The sequence below is a fragment of the Vibrio sp. 10N.286.51.C3 genome, assembly GCF_003050065.1.
In the GTDB taxonomy this organism is placed as follows: Bacteria; Pseudomonadota; Gammaproteobacteria; order Enterobacterales; family Vibrionaceae; genus Vibrio; species Vibrio crassostreae.
The window spans coordinates 169,898-188,458 of the sequence record NZ_PIGC01000003.1 but is presented as its reverse complement, the minus strand read 5'-3'; the positions used below and the strand labels follow the sequence as shown (position 1 = coordinate 188,458).

16 protein-coding genes are annotated in these 18,561 nt (G+C 44.8%); 6 read left to right on the top strand and 10 right to left on the bottom strand.

The features are described from left to right. Positions 1-15: 15 nt before the first annotated feature. The 6 genes from manA to CWO27_RS04325 all read right to left on the bottom strand — a co-directional run bounded on the left by manA (position 16) and on the right by CWO27_RS04325 (position 7,314). Positions 16-1,221, bottom strand: coding sequence for a mannose-6-phosphate isomerase, class I (manA, locus tag CWO27_RS04350; RefSeq protein ID WP_102432098.1), 1,206 nt, complete (start codon positions 1,219-1,221; stop codon positions 16-18). A 298-nt stretch (positions 1,222-1,519) separates the two neighbouring features. Beyond that, positions 1,520-2,860 carry an MFS transporter gene (locus tag CWO27_RS04345; RefSeq protein WP_107898602.1) on the bottom strand — a complete coding sequence of 447 codons (1,341 nt, stop codon included), beginning with the start codon at positions 2,858-2,860 and terminating at the stop codon, positions 1,520-1,522. 8 nt (positions 2,861-2,868) lie between these two features. Continuing rightward, the gene (gene uhpB, locus CWO27_RS04340) at positions 2,869-4,365 is read right to left on the bottom strand and encodes a signal transduction histidine-protein kinase/phosphatase UhpB (protein WP_107898601.1); all 1,497 of its coding nucleotides are present in this window, start codon (positions 4,363-4,365) and stop codon (positions 2,869-2,871) included. After that, the gene (gene uhpA, locus CWO27_RS04335; RefSeq protein ID WP_017061545.1) at positions 4,365-4,973 is read right to left on the bottom strand and encodes a transcriptional regulator UhpA; all 609 of its coding nucleotides are present in this window, start codon (positions 4,971-4,973) and stop codon (positions 4,365-4,367) included. Before uhpA ends, uhpB begins: the two co-directional genes overlap by 1 nt. Positions 4,974-5,186: 213 nt before the next feature. Then, positions 5,187-6,581: a hexose-6-phosphate:phosphate antiporter gene (gene uhpT, locus CWO27_RS04330; protein WP_048660632.1), complete on the bottom strand. Its 1,395-nt coding sequence runs from the start codon at positions 6,579-6,581 to the stop codon at positions 5,187-5,189. A 394-nt stretch (positions 6,582-6,975) separates the two neighbouring features. Beyond that, entirely contained in the window at positions 6,976-7,314 is a 339-nt protein-coding gene (locus CWO27_RS04325; RefSeq protein ID WP_102432100.1) for a DUF1840 domain-containing protein, read from the bottom strand. Positions 7,315-7,629: 315 nt separating this feature from the next. On the opposite strand from CWO27_RS04325, the gene CWO27_RS04320 reads away from it, so the two are divergent. Further along, positions 7,630-8,820: a diguanylate cyclase gene (locus tag CWO27_RS04320; RefSeq protein ID WP_102432147.1), complete on the top strand. Its 1,191-nt coding sequence runs from the start codon at positions 7,630-7,632 to the stop codon at positions 8,818-8,820. Between the two features lie 25 nt (positions 8,821-8,845). On the opposite strand, the gene CWO27_RS04315 is transcribed toward CWO27_RS04320, so the two are convergent. Beyond that, positions 8,846-9,130 carry a hypothetical protein gene (locus CWO27_RS04315; protein ID WP_048614058.1) on the bottom strand — a complete coding sequence of 95 codons (285 nt, stop codon included), beginning with the start codon at positions 9,128-9,130 and terminating at the stop codon, positions 8,846-8,848. Between the two features lie 158 nt (positions 9,131-9,288). Here CWO27_RS04315 and CWO27_RS04310 point away from each other — a divergent pair, with 158 nt between their 5' ends. After that, positions 9,289-10,161, top strand: a complete 873-nt coding sequence (locus CWO27_RS04310; protein ID WP_102432101.1) for a pirin family protein — start codon at positions 9,289-9,291, stop codon at positions 10,159-10,161. A 224-nt stretch (positions 10,162-10,385) separates the two neighbouring features. Here the strand turns inward: CWO27_RS04310 and ppnP are convergent, their stop codons facing one another. Then, complete coding sequence (gene ppnP / locus CWO27_RS04305; protein ID WP_102432102.1) at positions 10,386-10,667, bottom strand: pyrimidine/purine nucleoside phosphorylase; 282 nt, start codon at positions 10,665-10,667, stop codon at positions 10,386-10,388. A 308-nt stretch (positions 10,668-10,975) separates the two neighbouring features. On the opposite strand from ppnP, the gene CWO27_RS04300 reads away from it, so the two are divergent. Together CWO27_RS04300 and CWO27_RS04295 are read left to right on the top strand one after the other, a co-directional pair. Continuing rightward, positions 10,976-11,440 (top strand): DUF2850 domain-containing protein, encoded by a 465-nt coding sequence (locus tag CWO27_RS04300; RefSeq protein ID WP_102432103.1) that lies wholly within the window; start codon positions 10,976-10,978, stop codon positions 11,438-11,440. A 394-nt stretch (positions 11,441-11,834) separates the two neighbouring features. Then, entirely contained in the window at positions 11,835-14,375 is a 2,541-nt protein-coding gene (locus tag CWO27_RS04295; RefSeq protein ID WP_107898600.1) for a glycosyl hydrolase family 18 protein, read from the top strand. Between the two features lie 143 nt (positions 14,376-14,518). Here the strand turns inward: CWO27_RS04295 and CWO27_RS04290 are convergent, their stop codons facing one another. Both CWO27_RS04290 and CWO27_RS04285 read right to left on the bottom strand, forming a co-directional pair. Beyond that, positions 14,519-15,367 carry an alpha/beta hydrolase gene (locus CWO27_RS04290; protein ID WP_102432105.1) on the bottom strand — a complete coding sequence of 283 codons (849 nt, stop codon included), beginning with the start codon at positions 15,365-15,367 and terminating at the stop codon, positions 14,519-14,521. A 237-nt stretch (positions 15,368-15,604) separates the two neighbouring features. Then, positions 15,605-16,198 carry a TetR/AcrR family transcriptional regulator gene (locus CWO27_RS04285; RefSeq protein WP_102432106.1) on the bottom strand — a complete coding sequence of 198 codons (594 nt, stop codon included), beginning with the start codon at positions 16,196-16,198 and terminating at the stop codon, positions 15,605-15,607. Between the two features lie 160 nt (positions 16,199-16,358). Between CWO27_RS04285 and CWO27_RS04280 the strand changes: the two genes are divergently transcribed. Beyond that, the gene (locus CWO27_RS04280) at positions 16,359-17,315 is read left to right on the top strand and encodes an AEC family transporter (RefSeq protein WP_048663911.1); all 957 of its coding nucleotides are present in this window, start codon (positions 16,359-16,361) and stop codon (positions 17,313-17,315) included. Between the two features lie 122 nt (positions 17,316-17,437). Beyond that, positions 17,438-18,478, top strand: coding sequence for an acyltransferase (locus CWO27_RS04275; RefSeq protein WP_102432107.1), 1,041 nt, complete (start codon positions 17,438-17,440; stop codon positions 18,476-18,478). The last annotated feature ends 83 nt before the right edge of the window (positions 18,479-18,561 follow it).

Sequence of the window (18,561 nt, the reverse complement as noted above, 5' to 3'; positions counted from 1 at the left end):
CAGCTGACCACTCCCTTAATTAAACGCTCTTGCCACTCGTCCTTTGCTGCTTAATTCGTAATGACCAATATAAGCAGGAACAAACACCGATTGCCCTTTCGTAAGGGTTAAGTGCTCACCTCTTTGGCTCACTAGCGTTAATTCATCATCGATTGCCATTAAAATTTCAGCGCCGCTTGTGATGACTTCTTCTTGCTTGGGGCTATGAAAGATATTGAAATTAAAGTCACTGACCGGGATATCATAGCTATCACATTGACCCAGCTTGGAGGGCGCCAATAACAAGTGTTCAAACGGAATTGGCGTAAACTCTGTGCAGGCGACCAATTCAGGGACATCAATGTGTTTTGGCGTTAAACCGGCTCTTAGCACGTTGTCTGAATTTGCCATGATCTCGAGCCCGGTTCCCTTAATGTAAGCATGCGGAGTGTTTGCATTCAAATACATCGCTTCACCCGGCTTCAATGTAATCAAGTTCAGCAACAGAACACAAAACAGACCGATGTCGTTCGGGTACTGATGGCTAAGCTCAGTAACCAAAGTAAACTCAGATTGATCTTGGTGAGCGACTGCATAAGTCAGAAGTTGCTCTAATGCTCGGTGTTTATGTTGGTCATCTAGAGTTAAAAGGTCACGGAAAAACGTTTCTAAACCTAGAGAATCAAGATTGTTACCAAACTCATCGACCAAACCAGCCAGCTCGCTCGAATCTAACTTTTTGAACAAACCTAATATTTCATCGAACTCTCGAAAGCCATTCATCGCTTGATATTCAGTGATCGCGTAAACCAATTCAGGCTTATGGTTCGAATCCTTGTAATTACGGTTCCCTGCGTTTAGGGGGATTCTTGCTTGCTCTTCTCTCGCAAAGCCAACCTCAGCTTGGTGCTTGTTTGGATGGACCTGAACCGATAGTGCCTTTTCTGCCGCTAAGATCTTAAACAAGAACGGCAGTTCACCAAACTCCTGCGCAATATCGTTTGATAAATAGGCCGGTTTATTCTTGTTAATCAGCTCAGAGAGAGGCACCAAATGTTGGTCCAGCTTGACCATTGAGCAACCTTTCGGATGTGCTCCCATCCAAACTTCCGCTTGTGGCTCTTGTGACTCATTCTTAAAACCAAACAGTTCACGTATCGAAGAGATGCTCCCCCATGCATAATTCTGGATGGTGTTTTCCATTGGGAAAAATGAGTGTTCTGAGAAGTGGCTGAGTGACATGGCGTTTTCCGTAGTGAGCCCTTTGAACACAATTCAGAGAGCTGATTTCTAATAACGTAAATAATTAGAAAGACTACAGAGAGCAGCTAGAACCAACATGAGATGAGGTCTTAGACGCAATAGGAAAATTTCTTAGAAACAGGTGAGAACGATGAAAAGCGTGAAAAGAGTCACATTTGAATATCACGCATAGAAAGCGCCGAAAATAAGATAGCGGCTTGTATCACACTGGTTACAGCAGTGATACAAGCTTCTACAATGCAAACAATGGTGACTATCTTGTTATCGAGAAGGGTCCTTAAAAGCCAGAACGAGCCTCTGCACTTTTCTGAGGTGATTGAGCTTGCAGGAAAGGCAGTAGCAGTAACCCGATAACAGCAGCACAAGTAGAGATGGTAATGAAGAACCCACTCCAACCGTAGGTTTCTAAAACGAGCGCTAATGGATAACCCGAGAGTGCTGCTCCCATGTAAGCAAATAAGCCAACAAAGCCTGTCGCTGCCCCGGCAGAATCTTTATGTGAGCATTCGGCCGCCGCCATACCAATAAGCATTTGAGGTCCAAAAACAAAAAAGCCTACACAAAACAACCCAGCAGCTTGAAACACAAAGTTGGTCAAAGGCATCAACCACAATGCAGAGACTGAAAGAAATATGCCGATGGCAAACAAAATATTCATCGGGCCACGGTTGCCACCAAACAACCTGTCAGATCCCCATCCAGCAACAAGTGAACCAACAAAGCCACCAATCTCGAACAGAGATAAGGCAGCGTTGGCATTGATCAAACTGTAATGGTGTTCTTCGGTTAGGTATAAGTTACCCCAGTCGTTAACCGCCGTTCTTACGATGTAAACCAGCACATAGCTAAAAGCGAGCAACCAAATGTACTTGTTGCTGAATACGTAAGTTTTCAGGATTTCTCGATAGCTTAACCCTTGTCCATGGCTCTCTTGCGCCAACTCTAAATGGTCATGACGCCACTTCCCTACAGTCGGAAGTCCCATGGTGGTGGGCTTGTCACGTAAGCGCCAGCAAACGATAAGACCGATAAAAACACCAATCACACCCGGCCAGATAAACCCTGCTCGCCAACTGAATTGCAGCGTCAGATAACCCACAAGAATAGGAATTAGCGCCCCACCAACGTTGTGTGCTGTATTCCAGATTGCCCAACGAAAACCTCTTTCGGAGCGAGAATACCAAGTCGTCAATAACTTCGAACACGATGGCCAGCCCCAACCTTGGAACCATGCATTGAGCACCCAAAGCAAGATAAAAGCCGCCAAAGAACTAGAAAAGCCAAACGCTATATTGATCAAGCCTGTCGCGATTAAGCCAAGCCCCATGAAGTAGCGCGGGTTTGAGCGATCCGATATCGTGCCTGAAATAAATTTCGATAAACCATAAGAAAGATAAAAGAGCGTGCCAATTAAGCCAATATCTCCTTTGTCCAAACCAAGGTCGGTGATCATGGCTGGGGCGGCATAATTAAAGGTTTTACGAGTAAAGTAAAAACCTGCATAGCCGACATACATTCCTATCATGATGTGGAGACGCCAGTAGCGATAACTCTGGTTGACTTCATCATCTGTTAGAGCATGACTCTTTGACGTAGCTGAGCGCAGAAATCCAAACATATTCGTTCTCACACTTTAGGTAATGTAACGCTGATATTGGTACCCGAAGATGAGCCATTCGCGTTAATTGTCATCTTGCCGCCGAGCGCCTGAACACGCTCTTGCATACCACGAACACCCATTCCTTTGAGAAGATCTTGCGCTGTAAAACCAACGCCATTATCTGATATCTGAAGATAAGCCTGATCATCTAAAATCAGTTCAATTTTAATCTCGCTCGCACTCGCGTATTTATGGGCATTGTTTAAGGATTCTTGGCACAGCCTGAAGATAGTGACCTTGAGCGTGTCACTCAAACACGAGTAATCACCTTGCCAATCTAACTGGATATCAACGCCGTGATCCGAAAACTCCATCTCTCGAATTAACTGTTCAACAGAATCTTTTAGATCAAGGTCGTCCAACATCTTAGGTCTTAGTTTTGTAAGTAGACGTTTGGTGGTGTCATAAACATTCAAAGACAATGACTCAATCGTCCCCGCACAGCGAACGCTCATCTCAGCGGCATCGACGCGTTTAATAATGCTTGCCTGAGTACGAATTGCCGTGATGTTTTGGCCGATTTCATCATGCAGCTCACGTGCAATTTCACGACGAACCGATTCTTCAGCTGTCACTAACTGGCGTGAAAGGTTTTGATTTCTGGAGAGCTCACTTCGTAGTTTCGCATTGAGATCTTTTTGTTTTTGAACCGCAAGGCCAAGCAAAATACCGGTGATGGTTTGAGCAGACAGAGACAAGAGTAAATCGGTAATTTCGAGTTTAGATGTTCCACTGTGAGCAGCAATCAACGCGACACTATTTAACAGGGTCGCCAGTAAAGCACCTTGCCACCCGTAACGAACGGCGAGCAAGATAATAGGGATAGCCATACAGAATGGGGCGAAGCGCCTTAGTTCATCTGGCAAGCTGGTTTGAATCAAAATACTGGTGACCAACAAGACGCTGTACAAAGCGATGTGGCGGATTTTGAACTCAACGACATTGTTGATTAAGTAAGAGCTCAGTGGCGCCCACTTGTTTTGGAATAGGTAGTTCCAGACCAGATAACACATCGGCACCAACATCAATCCGCCAGTGATACTCACCAACCACACCATGTAAACAGCCGGAACATGAGAACCCACCACTGCAACATTAATGAATGCTGTAACCATGATTAAGCTCGCCATCACTAACAAGTGACGATTCTGGTCACCATAATAATAACGCTTGGCAATTAGAGTGGCAGGAATACTCAATCCACTGGCGATGAGTATCGTCAGCCATTGAGGCTCATCAAGCAGTAAAGCTAAAGCGATAGCAAGCCCCCACTCTGCAATATAGATAGCAGGCCAATAATGAGTGCGAGTGTGCAGCGTCATTCCCAGTCGAAGTGAAAATGGGAAAAGCAGAATGGCTAACTCAGGGTCATTAATGAAATAGAAGGCAATAACCCACAAACAGAACCATGCACAACCAGCCATAAAAACCCCACATAGGGAGGTGGCTAGATAGGAACGCATTAGTACTGGTCTTGTGTGAACAATTTAGCTAACTCAACGTTGTTCTTAACATTGAGTTTGTCCATCGCATTGGCACGGTGTACATGCACCGTTTTATGGCTAACCCCTAGCTCAACGGCGATAGATTTTACATCGAGCCCTGTTGCCAATAACTGACACACTTCACTCTCTCTGCGGGTAAGTTGATTTAAAGAGGCTTTATTCTTCATGGGTGTCGCAAGCTTTATAGCGATATCGGGTGTGAGATAACAGCCACCATTTGCGCTCGTGTGTACGGCTTGGATTAGCTCATCGGGGCTGCAGCGCTTGCTGAGATAACCTTTGGCTCCTAACTCTAATGACTTCTCAACCATCGCCGGAGAATCGTGAACGCTCAACATGATGCTGGCAATGCCTGATGGAATCTCTTCCAATAAGCTCAAACCACTTTCGTCCTGCATTGAGATATCTAAGATCACGACATCAGGGTGACAACTTGGCAGTCCGAGGCGCGCTTCTGCCGCAGAGTTGAATTCACCCACGACCGTAATATCAGCTTCAAGACTGAGTAATTGAGCAAAGCCAGATCGAACAATGACGTGGTCATCAACAAGCGCAACATTAATCATGATATTAACCAAAATTAAGAGTAAGAAAGAAAAATAGCCCCAACAGGAGCTATATAAAATTAAGTTTATTGATAGAGATGATACTGAATCGAACTAACGATTGGTATGATCTCACGAGCTTTAAAGCAATAAAGCAATAAAGCAATAAAGCAATAAAGCACGTGAGACTATCTACCCGAAACTGTGCTTGCGAAAACAAGTCCGCGAGACAAGCTAGGCGTTTTGAGCCGCTAAGTGCATTTTCTTAGCGTGGCGAATCTTCTTCTCTTCTGCAACGGCAACGAACAAGAGCAATACGATACAAATAGCCGCTGAGGTATCTAGTGCAGCGAACGTTCCTTTCCAACCTGTTAAGCCGAAAATAGGTGTTCCGTCCGCAATCATACCTAAGCCAAGTTTTGCAAAGCTGTCACCAATCAAGTAAGCAAATGTGCCTTTCACACCATCCGCAACACTGATTGCTTTCTTAGGCACGAAACCTACCGCAGCAACACCAATCAGCAACTGAGGGCCAAACACTAGGAAGCCAAGCACAAACAGGGATGCTAGGTACATGAACTCACTTGTTGCATGCTGGTAGAACTCTAGAGAAACGATAATCAACCCAAGCGATACACAAGCAACTAGAGCACGGCGTCCATTCGCAAGATCAGATAAATAACCCCACATTAGCGTGCCGACTAGTGCCCCAACTTCAAACAGCGTGAAACCTGAAATCGCGGTTTCTTTTGATAGACCTAGCTCTTGATACGCATAAACGGTAGACCATTGATCGATACCGATACGAACAATGTATAAGAAGATATTCGCGAAACAGAGCAACCAAATCACTTTGTTTTTAAGGATGTATTCAACAAAGATCTCTTTCTTAGTCATTTGATTTTCTTCAGCAGCGGTATCTTCTTCGCTGACTTCTTCATCAAACAACTCTTCAACCGTACCTAAGCCGTATGCTTCTGGAGAGTCATTACCAAAGCGCATACCAATAAAACCAACCACAATCGCAATGATCGATGGGAACACGAACATACCAATCACGTTGCCATCAAATAGGTAGTTTGCACCAAACAGAGCAACACCAGCAGCACCTGCGCCACCCACGTTATGTGACATATTCCAAAGGCCTAAATAAGAACCACGCTTGTTACGAGGCGTCCATTTAGTGATGGTTGAGTAACTTGAAGGTCCACCTGTACTTTGGAAGAAGCCACTCAATGCATAGAAGGCAACCATCATGAATAAGCTAGCACTGCCGCCACCCATACTGAAGCTGAAGCCCAACATGGCAATACCAGAAAGGACAAGCATAAATGGCAGGAACTGCTTAGTGTTTTTACCATCGGCGTAGTAGGAAACGACGGTTTTACCGATACCGTAAGTGATAGAGAAACCCAGACCGATAAGACCTAGATCCGTCATCGATAACCCATAAGTAGAAATCATGTCGTTTTGTGCGACATTGAAGTTCTTACGGATCAAATACATGGTTAGATAACCAATGAACACCACTAGGTAAGATTGCAGGAATGGTTTAAACCACATTTTTCTTCTGGTTTCGACCGGAAGATCCAGTGTCGGTTTTCGAACCTGATCTAGGAACTTTAACATTGTGAACTCTCTTATTTTTTGTGAGGTCTGCACGGCATAATTGCGGCCATGCAATCTTTGTTAGTTGACCGTGAAATAATAAGGAGTCTAAAAATCGACCGCATGAGAGAGGGTCTTAGAATAACTAGGAAAAATTCTTAGTTCAGAATTGGGAGTCAAGAAAGCGTGAACAGCATCACTTTGTTTACGATCTGTTATGGATTGATATTACGATAACAAAAGTAACTCATCTCAAGGCTGATTAACCTTTTAAACAAACAGAAGCAAGCCAAACACTGCGCAACAAACAAAGCGCCAGTATCGATTCATCACCATCAACCCCCAAGGTGTGACCGATACTGACTCAACATTCATGCCTATTAAAATAGAGCCAATAGGCTTTTTACGAATCGTACTACAGTCGTTTACCGCTGCCGTCTTCCCACATCACTTCGCACTCATCTTTGATGGCTGATTTTAATAGTTCCACCAGTGGGAATGCTCGGCTACCGAGATTAACAGGCGCTTCAACAACCTCTTCTTCATTGTCGTCATCAGTATTTTCTTGCTCTACCTGCTTGCTCTGCTCAGAGGCGATCGAAGCACGTAAATTATCCAGAGCTTGAGAAACTTCTGAAGCATCAATGGCACCTGGGACGGTACCGCTATGCCCAAGCATCTTGATGAACTGAAGACCGACTTCCCCAAACATCGTGACGCTAGCATGGGCCTTGCAACTAAAGGTAATTAACATTATGAGCCTCTCTAAGTTTTGTTTACCAACAAACTATGTTGAGTAACTCTCTGGAAAGCAAGTAGATAATCGCCAAGCCGCTTCTTATAACTCGAACCTTGATAGTCTCATTTTCGAATGGGTCTGCACCGTCAGTGATACACATCACGATTAATTACCGGTCGATTATTTTTTAATATGAAACCTTGAGTACAATCACACTAAATAGCTATCTAAACCTCCGCATAGCTCATTATTTAATCTACTATTAACACCATTATCAAAATCTTTGGCACAAATCACATGAAAAGGCTGGTCGGCAGACACCTAGAAGAAATGGCGGACATACGATCCACCCGTAAACAAAAAATTGTCCACTCCTTTTCACTGACTGCCGCTGCGTTGTTCATTTTCTATACTTGGGCTTACTTCCAAGGCCAACACTATACCCTTTCAATTTTCGAGCTGTGCTTCGCGATTATTGCCATCTCCAATGCATTCTATGTGAGAAAAGTAGCCAACTCTGATTATTCCGAATTGATACTGAGTAGTGTTCTTCTTGTACAGGGCGTCATCCTATTCTTGTACAGTCACGCCATCCCCGACCGAATACTTTGGCTCTACCCAATTCTAGCAGCGGTCATTTTCATTAATGATTTCAGAATTGGTATTATCTTCAGCACCTCATTTTGCTTGTTTATCAGCACCTTGATTACCGCCATGCCAAACAACTTTTCTTTACCCTTTAACAGTACCCATCGATTTATTCTTAGTTTATTTACCATGAGCTTGGTGTGCCACACATCCGCCTATTACTACACCAAAGCCGTCAGTTATATCCAACGTCTGTATAAAGAAGGCATCGAAGATCTGGCCTACAGAGACCAACTTACCGGCTTAGCTAACCGTTGGAGCTTTGAACGCTGGGCGACAGAAAAATTAATTACGGTGGATAGTGAGCGATCACTTACCGCACTGGTCTTTTTGGATATTGATGACTTTAAAGGCATTAACGACAGCTACGGGCACGACGTTGGGGACAGTGTCTTGCAGCATTTTGCCAATCGCTTGAGCAACAATATTCGAACCCGAGACAGAAAAAGCCATGAATACGATTATTCGATTGCGCGTTTTGCTGGAGACGAGTTTGTTTTGATGCTCTACGATGTACCCTCTCGTAAAGATCTAGACGGTATTTTAGATAGGATTTGCGGGCTGTTCGAAAGTGGTTGCCAGACAAACGAGAGAATCAAGGAATTGACGCTAAGTGTTGGGGTTGCTTTATACCCACAAGACGCCCAAGAATTACATGAGCTGACGAGATGTGCTGATAAAGCGATGTATGTCGCCAAGCATTCAGGAAAAAACCGATACGCTTATTATCACGACAACCCAGTATCAACCTTGATAGAAGAACTACCGACGAATCTAACCTGCTCAGGGTCAGATTCTTCTGAACTTGAAGATTGTCTTGAAGCAAAGGTCGAAGGGAACAATGTTACGCTATTAAAAACCCGTCAACACTAGCCAGCCCTATAACTTAGCGGCGCTGCTAACCTGCAAGGTACATAAGCCAAAGGCTCACTAACCCGATCATAATAATCCATATGACTTGCCGTGTTCGGTTTGGGTTATTACCTTTAGGTCGCCTCACCACTGTTTTAAAAGCAGCTTGCTTAGCCGACTGAATAAACGGTGCTTCAATCTCACGTTTTTTGACGCGGCGTTTAACCGCGCTGTTTGCAACTTCTGTAAAACGCTGACTTTGCTCCGTTGTAAAGTCGTTATCAAAACCCATCCGACCATGCCTTTCGCCATGTTTTTGCTGAACTGCCATAGCGGCCTCCTTGGCGGTCTACTCTCTATTCAAGTATAGACATAATTTCATATTGTTACCTGTTCAAGATTTTCGAATAAGTCACTCAACGCTGTGCCATCTTCTTTTTCAATCAAATTACATAAACTACAGCTATTCAAGTATATGAGGGTTTCAAAATGACGAATGTAAGAGCAGTAGATCATGTGATTGCAGCCCATGCCACCTCAGACGGTGATGGTGTCAAAATCCAACGACTCACGGGTTTTAATAACACGCGCTTCTCTCCATTTTTGATGATTGATGAACTTAAATCGGATGAAAGCAAAGACTATGTTGGCGGCTTTCCTCCACACCCTCACCGTGGGATAGAAACGCTCACTTACATGCTCCAAGGTCACTTCCAACACAAAGACCATATGGGGAATGTTGGAGAGCTACGCAGCGGTGGCGCACAGTGGATGGCCGCAGGCCGTGGTGTTATTCACAGCGAAATGCCAATGATGGAAGAAGGCGCGCTGCATGGTTTTCAGATTTGGATAAACCAACCTGCGACACACAAAATGCAGCCAGCGCAATATCACGACTTCCAAAATGAAAGCATCGCGGAACATCAAAATGAACAAAGTGGTTTGTTGAGAGTGATTGCCGGAGGGTTTGAACTGCACAACCAAACAGACGATGGTTCAGAGGCTTTACGATCGCAGGGGCCATTACAGAAAACAGGTGTGCCGTTAAGCGTTGCGGATTGGCGCTCTCATTCTGGGCAAAAAGTTACGTTAGGGACTAATGTTAATCATAATGCCATGACTTACGTGTACCGAGGCAGTATTAAGATCGGCGACAAAGTGATCAACCAAGGTCAACTTGCCCTGCTTACCAAAGCTGACTTGCTGTCTTTGGGTAGCTTGGAAGATTCAGGGGTACTGATTTTTTCCGGTGAACCGATTAATGAACCTGTTGTTCACTATGGTCCGTTTGTCATGAACTCGATGGAAGAGATTGAACAGACAATTCAAGACTACAACAACGGTGTGTTTGAGACTTACTGATGTCTTGGCTATGAGCTTTGAGCTTTGAGCTTTGAGCTTTGAAGATTGAAGATTGAAGAGATTTTGCAACGAACAACGATTTGGTCATCCATTTGATGACTACAAAAACAAGTGACACTATCCACTGCCGGTTACTATCACTTATTTAACCACGCTCCTAGAGCGTGGTTTTCTCTATTCAAGCAGAGACAAACGATGCCCTGATTGAACAAATTTAGACCTGATTACAAGTACTCACACAGGTAAGCCGTCGCTTCTTTTATCTGTAGGTCGAATGAAGAGTCACCCGCAACGTCAAAAGACTCACCAGATTGGTATGTCGTCCAATCATCATCGCCAACACGCTTTACAATCAAAGCACCTTTAACAACGGTCATCTTTTCTGGAGCTGCAGTACCAAACGTGTACTCACCAGCCGCCATTACACCAACACTCACATCAGCACCAGACTGGTTAAACGCTAACGACTTAACGCCACCTTCAAAGTATGTATTTTCTTTAATCATTGTACTTCCTTGTTATCTTCAAATTGCACTTATTGAGCTCACCGAGTAAGCCTATGCGTAAATTTAGGTGATAATTGTTTTAACCAATTCGAGACTTTCCTACAAGAAATAAATACGCATAGCTTAAGCATTTCTGGAATTCGCTTTCATTGATAACGTAAATACTGAGGAGCAAGGCTAAAAAACCACTAACGCAATCAAATCTATTAGAACATTCGATCCTGCTTCTAACTCTTATAACAATTTTTGCAAACTAAGATTTTAGTTAATAGAATCTAAGACAATATCAGTCGAAAAATGAAGAAATAATGGCAAAAAATCCGACTAAAAGCAGAGACCTATTTGCCAACTCGTTACTCTACGGCTTCCTATTAGCTGGCTTTATGGTTGCCTTCACCGCCGGCTACTTTGCTTACCAAGCCCACCAGCAATCTGTCAGTCCAAGTAATGTCTATGGCACATGGATAGAGATTGCGGCTCCACCTTACAACACCGATATCCTGACATTTTCAGACAAAGGTGTGATGATGAATCATCGTCTTATCACTACCTCATTCGATTTTGACGGTAAGATTGTCACGATCAACACAGGATCTGGAACCACCGTTTACACCATCAGCGGCACCTATGATTCACCTCGCTTGAAGCGACTAGAGCCAAGCGTACCGTCTCAGCAATTTGTTAAAGAAGGCTACGAAAATACTGCAATTGGTGATACCCATAGTGTCATGCAACAACGACGTGCTTCCCTAGCTGAGCAATTCAAAAGATAAACCTCCTCTTCTCCTTGCTTCCAGAAGCATTAGCCTACTCGTCGATTGGCCTCGCTCGCTCAACACACTTCACTTTGTGATTCTGCTTCAATTCACAGTATTTTCTTATAGTTTGTCGCACCTTTTCATAACTTCATGTCGTGAATTTTCACTTGTGAGATTTTCCTACTGAAGGATGTTTTATTTTATAAAACATGGACTCAGCATCTCACTCATTAAGCAACAGAATTGTAACAAGATACAATTTTTTAGTTGTCCATCGAAAACGGATTTATTTTCAGTTATAAAATTAAAACTCTCTCGAATACTGACTGGGAAGCTCCTTCAAAACTGACTGGAGCCGTTTTATGGGGCCATTTGGTTCTCGTAACCTTCAAGGAATGAGAGAAAAAGTATGATTCGTATAAATACCTGTGCTGCGAGCATTGCTCTAGCGCTATCTGGTACAGCATTAGCTGCTCCAACAGCACCTAGCATCGACATGTACGGTTCCAACAACCTGCAATTTTCCAAAATTGAACTCGCGATGGAAACCACCTCTGGCTACAACCAGATGGTGAAATATCACGATAAAGCAAAGGTCGACGTCAAGTTCAACCAATGGAGCGGAACGTCAGGAAACACGTACAACATCTACTTTGATGGCGTTAAAGTAGCCACCGGCCCAATCACTGGCAGCCAAACCACGGCTTCATTCGAATACGGCCAAGGCGGCTTATTCGATATAGAAATTGAAGCGTGTGACGAAACTGGTTGTAGCAAGAGCGCACCCGCTAAAATTACCATCGCTGATACCGATGGCTCCCACTTAGCGCCACTTGCGATGAATGTGGATCCAAACAACAAGTCATACAACACAGATCCAAACACGGTAGTAGGTACTTACTTTGTTGAATGGGGTATTTATGGTCGTGACTACACGGTAGATAACCTACCCGCTGACAACTTGACCCATATCCTTTATGGCTTCATCCCAATTTGTGGTCCGAACGAATCAGTGAAATCAGTAGGCGGTAACAGCTACAACGCACTCATGACAGCTTGTCAGGGTGTTAACGATTACGAAGTGGTGATTCATGACCCATGGGCCGCTTTCCAGAAGAGCTTCCCTCAAGCGGGCCACGAATACAGCTCACCTATCAAGGGTAACTACGCAATGATGATGGCGCTCAAACAGCGTAATCCTGATTTGAAGATCATCCCATCGATTGGTGGCTGGACGCTATCTGACCCGTTCTTTGATTTCACAACCAAAGCCAACCGAGACACCTTCGTCGCGTCTGTTAAGAAATTCCTCAACACATGGAAATTCTACGACGGTGTCGATATCGATTGGGAATTCCCTGGTGGAGGTGGTGCAGCTCCCGAACTTGGTGATCCTGTAAACGATGGCCCTGCTTACATAGCACTGATGGCAGAACTACGTGCGATGCTCGATGAGCTAGAAGCTGAAAATGGTCGCACTTACGAACTCACATCAGCCATCGGTGTTGGCCACGATAAAATTGAAGACGTGAACTATGGAGATGCTATCCAATACATGGATTACATCTTTGCGATGACTTATGACTTCTACGGCGGTTGGAATAACGTATTGGGTCACCAGACAGCATTGAACTGCGGTAACTTCATGCGCCCTGGTCAGTGTGATGGCTCAGGCATTGATGAAAATGGTGAACCGTACACTGGCCCTGCTTACACCACAGACAACGGCATCCAACTGCTTCTTGAGCAAGGTGTTCCAGCCAACAAGCTTGTTGTTGGTACAGCGATGTACGGTCGTGGTTGGGAAGGCGTATTGCCATCATCACTTTCAGATCCTAGTGACCCTATGACAGGTGTTGGTAACGGCAAACTGAAAGGCAGCTCTGCACAAGGTGTCTGGGAAGATGGCGTTATCGACTACAAAGGCATTAAGGAGAACATGCTTGGTGCGAACAACCAAGGGATCAATGGCTTCGAATACGGCTACGACGAAATGGCAGAAGCGCCTTACGTTTGGAATCGCACCTCAGGTCAGCTAATCACATTTGATGATGACCGCTCGGTAAAAGCAAAAGGCGCGTACGTTCGTAGTCTTGGTCTTGCAGGTCTATTCTCTTGGGAAATTGATGCAGATAACGGCGATATCCTGAATGCAATGCATGAAGGTCTTGCTGGCGGTACAACAGATCCTGTCAACCGCAAACCTACGGCAGCTGCAGGTGCCGACCAATCCGTTGAAGGCCCAGCTTCTGTTTCTCTAGACGGCAGCGCTTCAAAAGACAGCGACGGTACAATTGCGAGCTACGCTTGGTCACAAGTAAGCGGAACTGCCGTAACACTGGCTAATGCCAATGCAGCTGTTGCAAGCTTTGATGTTGTTGAAATCGCACAACAAGAAGCTCTAACATTCAGCCTAACCGTAACAGACAACGAAGGCGCAACGTCAACAGACACAGTTGTTGTAACGGTAACCCCTAAAGACACAGGCCCAGTAAACACAGCGCCAGTTGCAGTGGTTACGGCTCCGGCTGAAGTCAATGCGGGTGACGTTGTTGTGGTTGATGCGTCAGCGTCTAGCGATGCGGATCAAGACACATTAACCTTCACGTGGGATGTACCAGCAGGTATCAACGCAACAGTACAAGGCGCTTCGGTAAGCTTTGTCGCGGCTGAATACACGCAAGATACGGTACTGAACTTCTCAGTGACAGTGAGTGATGGTACCGATACATCAGTTGCGGCTGCATCAGTGAAAGTCCTCAAGAAAACCACAGGCGGTGGCACGTGTACTAACGCTTGGGATTCAAGTGCGGTCTACACTGGTGGCGACCAAGTGACTCAAGGCGGTAAGGTTTGGGAAGCGAAATGGTGGACAACAGGTGAAGATCCAACAACGACAGGCCAATGGGGTGTGTGGAAAGAGATCGGCCCAGCAAGCTGTGCTAACTAAGGACAAGATTAGTTAAAGCTAACTAAGCAACTAAAAGCAAAGGCCAACCAGAGAATATCTGGTTGGCCTTTTTAATGTTTGTTTTCTTAGCTTTGAGCTTACGATCTCTTTACTGGCGTCCTACTGACTTGCGCTCGTTGTGCTTAGCCAATTAAGTTATCAAAGCTCTCGAACACTTGTGGGCACTTCATTACTCGCCCGTGGCCCTGTCCTTGAGTCGAAATCAAGGTAACGCGACCCATTTCATTAGCCGCACGCTGAGACACATCAAACTTAGTAAACTTGTCTTGCTCATCATGAACGATGATCGTTTGAGACTCACGAAGCGCTAGCTTTCCATAGGGATCAACAGACTGAATTGGGTAGTTAAACTGCTCTTCGACTTCTCCAACTACAGCCTCGAACAGTTTCATTGAGTAGCCAGAACGCGCAACGCTGCCAAATAGGTTTTCTAGATAATCCAGTACAGGTGCAATCAGCAATAGTGGCTTATTTTCCAATTTAACGTGCTTACATTCCAACGCAGAAGCCGTCCCCATACTATGACCGACCAAACCAGCTACCTCACCCACCGAATCTAGAATCGCTTCAAGACCGTTCACAAACGCAGGAATATGACCATGTACACCATCGCTGCCACCATGAGCAGGATGATCGTAAGCCAAGGCAGTAAAACCTTTAGCAGCAATATGTTCCATCAGAGGGAAAAACTGACTCGCGGTGCCAGACCAACCATGAGTCAGCACCCAAACAGGCCCTGTACCTAAAGAATAGGTTTTTAAAACGCCATCACGACCTTCAATTTCACTCTTGATAAGCCCTTGGGGATCAGCATTTTTTTGCTCAGTACGCATTGGAGTGAGCAGCAGCTTACGTGCTGTTTTCTTCGCATGACTCGGCGCTAGGATGTAATGAAGATTGGTTGTTGCGCCAATTAAACTGCGCTTGAAGCTGAATTTGTTCGATGTATTAAAATAGATTTTGTCACTCATGACCGTTCCTTGTATCGCCATCATCATTGGCGGATCGAGCTCGGCCCGAAAAATCGAACGACCGTGCTATTTATTAATATAAAAAATGGCGATAGCGCTTTTTATGACTGCTTGCCGCCACTTCTCTTAAAATTGTTAGACCTTACATCAGCAAAGCTCACATGCTTTTCTAACTCTATGTTTTGCGAACTAAGTGTTTTGCGAGCTAAGTGGTTTACGAACTAAACGGCTTACTCGTTAAACCGCTTTCCAGCTGGCAATTAAGCGCTCTACACCACTCCAAAAATGGGTGTGACTCGCTTGTTGGCCTCGCAACGAATAGAACAAATTCGCACTCAAGTAGAGACCGTACAACTCGAAGGTTGCCTGTTTTGGGTCTAGTTCGGCTCTAAACTGCTTGCTCTCCACCGCTTTTGCTACCTGAATCGTCAAGTAATCAATCCACACTGAAATGGTTTTCTGCAGCGCTTTCTGAATCACAGACGTTTCACTGCCTGCATCTTTCCAAGCATCAATAAACATGCAGCTGCCTTGGAATGAATGATTCCAACCCAACCAGTTATCGAGCAGTTGTTTAAGCTTGGCTTCAATATCACCGTCGCCCAACTCTCTCGCCGGAATGATGACTCTTTCGGTGAATATGGCGTTGGAATATTCGAGTACAGAGAGTTGCAGGTTCTCTTTAGAGTTGAAGTGTGCAAACAAGCCACTCTTAGACATACCACACTGCTTGGCTAATTCACCAATCGTTAAACTCTCAAGCCCGTTCTCACTCGCAAGCGCGAATGCATGACTCAAAATATACTCTTTGGTTATCTTTCCTTTGCTCATTATTCACCAATGATAAATCTGATGGTTTATTTTTAGCACGTTCGTTCTTTTTTTCAAAGTTTTTTGCCTAACCACTGGGAATTAATTTCTCTTGTCTAATAATTGTGGAAAAATGCGACAGTATTCAAGGAAATTGAAATCGACTAACAAAGGAAGAAGAATGAACACACTTTGGGAACAGTTTGCGTTTTCGGCGTCAGTAACGGGCCCTATCTGTTTAATGCTGTTTCTTGGTGTCATGCTCAAGCGAATTGGCTTAATCAATGACAATTTCATTGATGTCGCATCCAAGGTGGTGTTTCAAGTCACTCTACCCGCGATGTTATTCCTCAGCATTGTTCAATCTAACCACGATTTTGCCGCCAGTGGAAAGCTCGTCATCTTTGGCTTATTAGCCAACCTTGCCTTCTTCGTGTTCACCACTGTCAGCACTAAAATTACCTTTAAAAAGCCTCAAGACCAAGGTGTGATAGTGCAAGGTGGATTTCGTGCCAACACTGCTATTATCGGGCTTGCTTACGTCGCCAATATATACGGCAACGATGGTGTCGCACTCGCAGCACTTTATGTCGCCTCCTTGACGGTTCTCTATAATATTCAGGCCGTTATCGCGCTCACTCCAAAGGGCCAGGAGTCGGGTGACAAAGCCATTCAAGTAATCGTTAAAACACTCACCAAAAACCCTTTGATTATCTCGATCGCCTCAGGTGTCTTGTTCTACTTACTATCGATCCCAGTACCGAAAATGGTGACTGATGCAGGGCAATATTTCGCAAACATGACGTTACCGTTAGCCCTTTTGTGCACGGGAGGGTCGCTTGATATACGCTCACTAAAAAAAGATAAGGGCCCAACTTGGTTCTCTACCGGATACAAACTGGTTTTAGCTCCGCTACTGATCACGCTTGCTGCCCTGTTCTTTGGTTTTAGAGGATTAGATCTTGGCCTTATCTTCTTGATGAGCGCCGCACCGACCGCTGCTGCGAGCTATGTTATGGCACGTGCGATGGGCGGGAATTCAACATTGGCTGCCAATATTATCGCGCTCACCACCGTCGTTTCACTTATCACTTGCACGCTTGGCATTTTTGCACTTACTGCAATGGATTTAATATAGCTGCGACAGGCTTCAAAGAATCAAGATAAGCCTTAAAACAAAGGTCGCAACCCTTGATTTAGCGCTAACTGGTTCAATAAAAAGGCTGTTAGATTCTACGAAAATTTTCTTAGAGATCTGATATGTCTTCCGTTCAACATACGCCTTCACAACGCATCGCCAGTATTGAGTTGGGTCGAGTGATTGCTATCTTGGCGATCATTGGCCTACATGGCCAAATGGCACTTACTTATTGGCAAATCGATGAAGTGCCTTGGATTGGCTATGTGCTTAACCAAACCGCTCGCTTCGCTGTGCCACTTTTCTTCCTTATCTCAGGTTATCTGATTCAACCTAAGCTGACCGCATCGCCTTGGACAACCTTGGTCAACTACTCTAAACCACTGCTTAAGGTTTGGTTGGTTTGGAGCATCATTTGCCTAGTCATGCCATTCAACCTCGCGAAGGTGGAAGAGTTCGGTTACCTAGGCGAACGCCAAGGCTATTGGGGCTTTTTAATGAACACCCCGCTCAACTCTTTCTTAGAGGGTGGGTTGGTGCACTTGTGGTTTATTCCTGCACTTGTGTGTGCAGTTTTGCTCATCGCTCTAATGGTCGAAATGAAACTCGACAAACTGCTATTACCAACGGCTATTCTGCTTTACGTCTATGGTGTTTTAGCGGGCAGCTACGCGAACTTAACCGACCTGAGCGCACCTTTCTTTACTCGTAACGGCCCGTTCTTTAGCACGTTAATGGTGACCTTAGGCTTCCTCATTCGTCAGAATCAATGGAAGGTGTCGTCAACCAAAGCGTTGGTGTTATTAGTGTTAGGCATGTTGATTCACTTTGCTGAGGGGGCATGGCTAACCACGTTCGACGTCGGATTCAACATGAATGATTTCTTGTTTGGTACGGCACTATGGGGAATGGGCGTGTTTATGTGGCTTTTGGCTAATCCAAACATCGGCGACTATGCGTGGGTTCGCGCGATCTCGAATCGTATGTTAGGCATCTACGTTTGTCATTTGCTGATCATTATCGTGCTGTTCAATGTCTGCGGAGTATTGGGGATTACTGAGTTAGCAAAAGACGTGACCGTATTTTTTGGTACCGTATTGTTGAGCTTCGGGTTGGTTGCTGGGATCGAGAAAACACCACTGCGACGCGTGCTACTTCGCTAAATCAGTTTTAAAGAGCAACAAAAAAGAAAGGCAAGATAACTGAATATCTTGCCTTTCTTTCATCATATTAGAACTGAGATTCT